Here is a 6,247-nt window from a genome sequence, read left to right as displayed (position 1 = left end):
ACCATCACGAACGGGGCATCAAGCTGGCGCTATGGCCCAACACGGTTGAACAGGCCAGGACGCAGGTGCTCGTCAGAATGGCTATGGCTGTAGGGCATTGCCGGCACCTCCCCAGACCCACCAACCCGTCCGCGCCAGAACCGCCGTGGCCGCAACCGCCTCGGTGACATCGGCGTAGATACCGAAACACGTCGCCCCCGACCCGCTCATCCGCGCCATTAGACACGCCGGATCGGAGCGAAGCGCCGCCAAAACCGTGCCGATCACCGGCGCGATCTCCAGAGCCGGCACCTCCAGATCATTCGACCACCGCGCCAGATCGGCGGCCATCGCCGCAGCGTCGTCCCACCCCGCGGGTAGATCGGCTGGTGGTGAGAACGCCCTCTGACGAGCCTGGAAAATCGCCGGGGTTGAAACCGCCACCCCGGGGTTCACCAGCACCATCCCGAATCTGGGTAATGCGGGGGCCGGCGTCAGATCGGCACCGATACCGCCCATCCGTGCCGGCACGCTGGCCAGGCATACCGGCACATCCGCCCCCAACCCCGCCGCCAGACCGGCGGGAACCGGGCATTGCCAATACCGTGCCAACAACCGGCACGCCGCCGCAGCATCGGCTGATCCGCCTCCGATCCCGGATGCCACTGGCAGGGTCTTGGTCAGGTGAAACACGACTGGCGCCTCCCGCCCGATCGCCGCGCCGAACCCGATCGCCGCTCGCAGCACCAGATTATCCGGCTCATCGGCCAATCCCGCACCAAACTGACCGTCCACCACAAGCCCCAGCGCCGCCGCCGGCCTCAGGCTCAGCCGATCGCCCACCGCCGGGAACACCGCCAGGCTGTCGAGCTCATGATACCCATCCGCCTGCCGCCCCGTCACATGCAGGAACAGATTGACCTTCGCCCTCGCCGCCTCGGTCAGCACTAAGTCAGGCACTTCACGATCCCGCGGCATCATGCTTCAGATGTGCCTCGATCCGCGCCGCCTCCGCCGCATCGGGATGCAGCGCCAGTGCCCGCACCCATTGGTTGCGCGCCGCCAGATGATCACCGGCCGCCTCGAAGATATCCGCCAGGTGGGCATTCACCTCTGCGTCGTCCGGCGCTTCCTGTACCGCGCGGATCTGAGTCCGCATCGCCTGTGCGATCTTGCCCTCCCGCAGCAGCACGTACCCCAGACTGTCGATGATTGCCCCCTCGTTCGGATCGACCTGCAACGCCTCCTCGATCATCGTTTGCGCCTGCGCCAGATCAACCCCGCGCAGCGCATCCGAATATCCCAGATAGTTCAGTACAAACGGCTGTCCCGGTTGCAGCGCCAGCGCATGATGCAGATCCGCATCCGCCGCCGGCCAATCGTGCAGCTTGTCCTCCGCGATCGCCCGTCCGTAATAGACTGCCCAGGCCTCCCCCGGCGGATTTGGCCCGAGCCGCGCCAGTGCTTGCGAATACAACCGACGCGCCCGCCGATAATGCCCGGCATCGCGCTCTATATCGGCAGCGAGGGTGATCGGTGCCGCATCATGCGGGTGCGTCCGTGCCAAATCCGCCAGTGCGGGCAGCAGCGGCATCGCCTTGCCCAGCCCTGCGAGAATCTGCGCCCGCTGCATCAGCGCCGGACCATACAATGGATCATCCGCCCCGATCCGGGTCAATGTCGCCGCCGCTCGTTCCGGATGGTGCAGCGTCACATCCAGATTGGCCAATAACAGCGACGCCGCCGCCAGATCGGGCCGCAACTGCAACGCGAACCCCAGAAGAATCTGGCGCAGCAATACCTGCTGCGGCTGATCGAGCGAACCTGCCAGAGTCAGATAGACCTCCGCCACGCCATCCTGCGCCGAGGTGATCATCGGCTTTGCGGCGTCACGCTCCATCCGTCGCAGCGCCAACCTCAGATCGGGATGCGTCGCAGCCAGCCGCACCAGAATTGCATCGGCGCTCTGAAAATGACCCTGACGCGCCTGAAAACTCGCGATCGCCTGGGCAAGGCGTAAATTGGGCGACGCGAACGCCTGTTCCGCCGCCCGATACAGCGGTGCCGCCTCAGCCTCGCGCCCGGCCAGATCCGCGATCAGCGCCGCGTTCAGCGTATAAACCGGCCCGAAGGGCGAACCGGCATCCAGCCCGGTCAACCGATCGATCGCCGGCCCGAAACGCCCCGCGCCGGCATCCGACCAGGCCAGCAGCAGCGGGCGGATCAACCCGGTTACGCCGGTGGCGGGCATCTTTGCGAACAGCGTGGCCGCTTTTCGATCATGACCCGCCTCGATCAGGGCATTGCCGCGCACCAGTATCGCCAGCGGATCATTGCCCATCCTTTTGGCCAGCATCGTGGCATCGGGGCTCCGCGCCAGCAACGCGGTGATGAACCCCTGACGCAGCAGAGTCCGGTTGTCCGGATCGAGCGCGATTGCGTCGGCATAGAACCGTGCCGCCGTGGTCTCGTGCCCGGTCGCGGCGGCGTAGCGCCCTGCCATGAATGCGCTGTAGAGCGATAACGAAGGCGGTGATGCGGTGTCAGCTCTGCCGCCGGCACAGGAGGACAGCAGCAAAACCAGTGCGCAGGCGGAGCGCCGCAGCATTTTTGAACAGGGCATCATTGGGGTTTCCTAACCCGGATTGTCGAGCCGGTCACGTCCTCGCCCGCATGGCCCTGTGCCGATCCAGCTTGTTTCCGCCGCCACCGGAGGCTACACCATCATCACGTCCATGATCAGGTTCGATCCAAGCGCGATCCGCCGGTCAAGCCGTAAGGGAATGGCAGCGATGGCAGCAAAGCGCCTGCAAGCGCCGAACAACATTTACACGAGCGAAACCGCTGGAATCCGTGTCACGATCCGGGTGATTTTCCTCGCCGATCAATCAACGCCGGAGGAACGGCATTTCGTCTGGGCCTATCAGGTGCGTATCGAAAATATCGGTATCGTGACCATGAAGCTGCTGCGCCGGAGCTGGTTGATCACCGATGGTAACGGCCATGTCCAGCAGATCCTCGGCCCTGGCGTCGTCGGCGAGCAGCCGGTGCTCGATCCCGGCGACGTGTTTGAATATACGTCCGGCCTGCCCCTGAAGACCCCGACCGGTTTCATGAGCGGGTTCTATCACATGCTCGCGGTCGACAGTGGCGAGATGGTGGACGTCGCCACGCCCGCGTTCAGCCTTGACAGCCCGCATGCAGATCATCGCCTTCACTGAGATCGGCAAACACCATTCCATGATCATCGGGTTGCGGGGTCGGCAGTGCCGACTATATGCCGTCTGAAGTGTGGTCGCACGAGCGCCCGCGCACCATAATGGGAGAATGCTGGTGGATACTCATACCCCGCTCGAAAATCTGCACGACGCGGGAAATCCCGGGCGTCCAAGCCGCGCCGAGGCCGAGGCGGCCATCCGCACCCTGATCCAATGGGCAGGCGACGACCCCGAACGCGAAGGCCTGCTCGACACTCCTGCGCGTGTCGCGCGATCCTACGAGGATTTTTTCCGCGGCTATGGGGAAGACCCCGAAGCTATCTTGACCCGCACCTTCGAAGAAATCGAAGGCTACGACGAAATGGTAATCCTGCGCGACATCCGCCTGGAATCCCATTGCGAACACCACATGGTCCCGATCATCGGCGTCGCCCACGTTGCCTACCTGCCTAATCGTCGCGTCGTCGGTATCAGCAAGCTTGCCCGCGTGGTCGATGCCTATGCCAAACGCCTGCAGATCCAGGAAAAACTCACCGCCCAGATCGCCAATACGATCAACGATGTCTTGCAGCCACGCGGAGTCGCCGTGGTGATCGAGGCTGGACACGAATGCATGTCTACCCGCGGGGTCCACAAGACCGGCGTCGCCATGGTGACCAGCCGCATGCTCGGCGCGTTCCGCGACGATCCCTCAACCCGCCGGGAGTTTCTCTCGATGATCCAGGGCCGGCGGTGTACCGGACTTGAGAGTTGAACAAGCGCGGCTTTCCCGAAAAGAGAACAAGATTTTTTCTTGAGTTGGGTCTCCGGCGCTCGAACGCCACGGATGCGGTGAGCAGGGACTGATTCTTCTTTTCAATAGATCCAGTAAGCTCTGCCCCCTCCGATGCCACCGCCGACGCCGGTACCCAATTGCCACCACCGCCGCACCGGATTAGAACCCGCGCGATGTTCGGAAGGTTCTCATGATTACGGTTCTGCTCGTGCTGCAAGCGTTCGTGACTCTTGCCCTAATCGGCGTCGTGCTGATCCAGCGCAGCGAGGGCGGTGGATTGGGTCTCGGCTCCAGCCAAGGCATGGGCAATTTCATGACTGGGCGCGGCACCGCGAACCTGCTGACGCGCACCACGGCGGTGCTTGCCACCGCTTTCATGGCACTTAGCTTGATCCTCGCGCTGCTCTATAAAAACGGCGGCACCTCCAGCGGTGAATCGATTCTCAATGGTCCGATTCCCGCGGCTAGCGCGCCCGCCAGCAAAAAATCCCCAACTAAGCCACTCGCCCCGCTGCCGCCCATCCCCGGTGAATCGTCCTCCGCCAATACCCCCTCCCCTCCGGCCACGACCACCCAAGTCCCCGCTAAAAACTGATGACGGATCCGCGATACTCCCGGCGCGGGGTTTTACGCCGCGCCGCCCTCTGTTATGGGGAGCGTCCATGACCCGGTATGTCTTCATCACCGGCGGCGTGGTCTCCTCGCTCGGCAAGGGTATCGCTTCCGCTTCGCTCGGCGCGCTGCTGCAAGCCCGCGGCTACAAAGTCCGCCTCCGCAAGCTCGACCCCTACCTCAACGTCGATCCCGGCACGATGAGCCCCTACCAGCACGGCGAGGTCTTCGTCACCGACGATGGCGCCGAAACCGACCTCGACCTCGGCCATTACGAGCGCTTCACCGGCGTCCACGCCACCAAATCCGACAATGCAACCACCGGGCGGATCTATTCCGACGTCATCGCTCGCGAACGCCGCGGCGACTACCTCGGCGCCACCGTCCAGGTCATCCCCCACATCACCGATGCGATCAAGCAGGTCGTCCTCAACGACACCGAAGGTCTCGATTTCGTCCTGGTCGAAATCGGCGGTACCGTCGGCGACATCGAGGGTCTGCCCTTCCTCGAAGCGATCCGCCAACTCGGCAACGAACTCGGCCCCGACGGCGCCATGTTCGTCCACCTCACCCTGGTCCCCTACATCCCCAGCGCCGGCGAGCTTAAAACCAAACCCACCCAGCACTCGGTCAAGGAACTCCTCAACGTCGGCATCCAGCCGCAAATGCTGATCTGCCGCTGCGACCGCCCGATCCCCGACGGCGAACGCCGCAAAATCGCCCTGTTCTGCAACGTCCGCCCCGAAGCCGTCGTCCCGGCCCTCGATGTCTCAACCATCTACGAAGTGCCGATCTCCTACCACAACGCCGGCATGGACCGCGAAGTCCTCCGCCACTTCAACCTGCCCCACGACGTCCCGCCCGACCTCGCCCGCTGGCGCCGCATCGTCGAAACGGTCAACGCACCGGAAGGCGAAGTCACCATCGCCGTCGTCGGCAAATACACCAACCTGCTGGACAGCTATAAATCCCTCGCCGAAGCCCTCGCCCACGGCGGCATCGCCAATCGCGTCAAAGTCAAACTCGACTGGGTCGATTCCGAAATCTTCGAACGCCCCGGCGCCGTCACAAGGCTCGACGGCGTCCACGGCATCCTCGTCCCCGGCGGTTTCGGCGAGCGCGGCACCGAAGGCAAAATCGAAGCCGTCCGCTTCGCCCGCGAACGCCGCGTCCCCTTCCTTGGCATCTGCTTCGGCATGCAAATGGCGGTGATCGAAGCCGCCCGCAACCTCGCCAACCTGCCTCTGGCCTCCTCCACCGAATTCGGCCCCTGCGAAACCCCGGTCGTCGGCCTGCTCACCGAATGGGCGCGCGGCAACGAAATCGAACGCCGCGCCGCCGAAGGCGACCTCGGCGGCACCATGCGCCTCGGCGCCTTCCCCGCCACCCTCGCCGCCGGCAGCCTCGTCCGCACCGTCTACGACAACAACCCCACCATCGAAGAACGCCACCGCCACCGCTACGAAGTCAACATCCACTACCGCGAAACCCTCGAAGCCGCCGGACTCCACTTCTCCGGACTCTCCCCCGACGGCATCCTCCCCGAAATCGTCGAATACCCCGACCACCCCTGGTTCATCGGCGTCCAATACCACCCCGAACTGAAATCCAAACCCTTCGACCCCCACCCCCTCTTCGCCGGCTTCATCGGCGCAGCCGTGCG

General features: G+C 64.3%; 6 protein-coding genes. 4 read left to right on the top strand and 2 right to left on the bottom strand.

Annotated features, from left to right (window positions below; all coding sequences use genetic code 11):
• Nucleotides 1-81 precede the first annotated feature (81 nt).
• On the bottom strand, nt 82-939 hold the full coding sequence (locus tag ACP5E6_RS15470) for a 4-(cytidine 5'-diphospho)-2-C-methyl-D-erythritol kinase (RefSeq protein WP_427955504.1): 858 nt from the start codon (nt 937-939) through the stop codon (nt 82-84).
• 1 nt (nt 940) lies between these two features.
• A complete protein-coding gene (locus ACP5E6_RS15465) occupies nt 941-2,602 on the bottom strand; it encodes a tetratricopeptide repeat protein (RefSeq protein WP_427955502.1) in 1,662 nt (553 codons plus the stop codon).
• Nucleotides 2,603-2,771: 169 nt separating this feature from the next.
• Between ACP5E6_RS15465 and apaG the strand changes: the two genes are divergently transcribed.
• The 4 genes from apaG to ACP5E6_RS15445 all read left to right on the top strand — a co-directional run.
• The gene (apaG, locus tag ACP5E6_RS15460; RefSeq protein ID WP_427955499.1) at nt 2,772-3,200 is read left to right on the top strand and encodes a Co2+/Mg2+ efflux protein ApaG; all 429 of its coding nucleotides are present in this window, start codon (nt 2,772-2,774) and stop codon (nt 3,198-3,200) included.
• Nucleotides 3,201-3,312: 112 nt separating this feature from the next.
• A complete protein-coding gene (folE, locus tag ACP5E6_RS15455; protein ID WP_427955497.1) occupies nt 3,313-3,951 on the top strand; it encodes a GTP cyclohydrolase I FolE in 639 nt (212 codons plus the stop codon).
• 211 nt (nt 3,952-4,162) lie between these two features.
• Nucleotides 4,163-4,567, top strand: coding sequence for a preprotein translocase subunit SecG (gene secG, locus ACP5E6_RS15450; RefSeq protein WP_427955495.1), 405 nt, complete (start codon nt 4,163-4,165; stop codon nt 4,565-4,567).
• Between the two features lie 67 nt (nt 4,568-4,634).
• A partial coding sequence (locus ACP5E6_RS15445; RefSeq protein ID WP_427955493.1) for a CTP synthase occupies nt 4,635-6,247 on the top strand: 1,613 nt, incomplete at its 3' end.

This window comes from Acidiphilium sp. (genome assembly GCF_049977125.1).
Taxonomy (GTDB): Bacteria; Pseudomonadota; Alphaproteobacteria; order Acetobacterales; family Acetobacteraceae; genus Acidiphilium.
This window is presented reverse-complemented; position numbering and strand designations above follow the sequence as displayed.

What these genes read in the sequence shown, in the direction of transcription:
- secG (WP_427955495.1), top strand. Translation starts at nt 4,163, where the DNA reads ATGATTACGGTTCTGCTCGTGCTGCAAGCGTTCGTGACTCTTGCCCTA.
- ACP5E6_RS15465 (WP_427955502.1), bottom strand. Translation starts at nt 2,602, where the DNA reads ATGCCCTGTTCAAAAATGCTGCGGCGCTCCGCCTGCGCACTGGTTTTG.
- apaG (WP_427955499.1), top strand. Translation starts at nt 2,772, where the DNA reads ATGGCAGCAAAGCGCCTGCAAGCGCCGAACAACATTTACACGAGCGAA.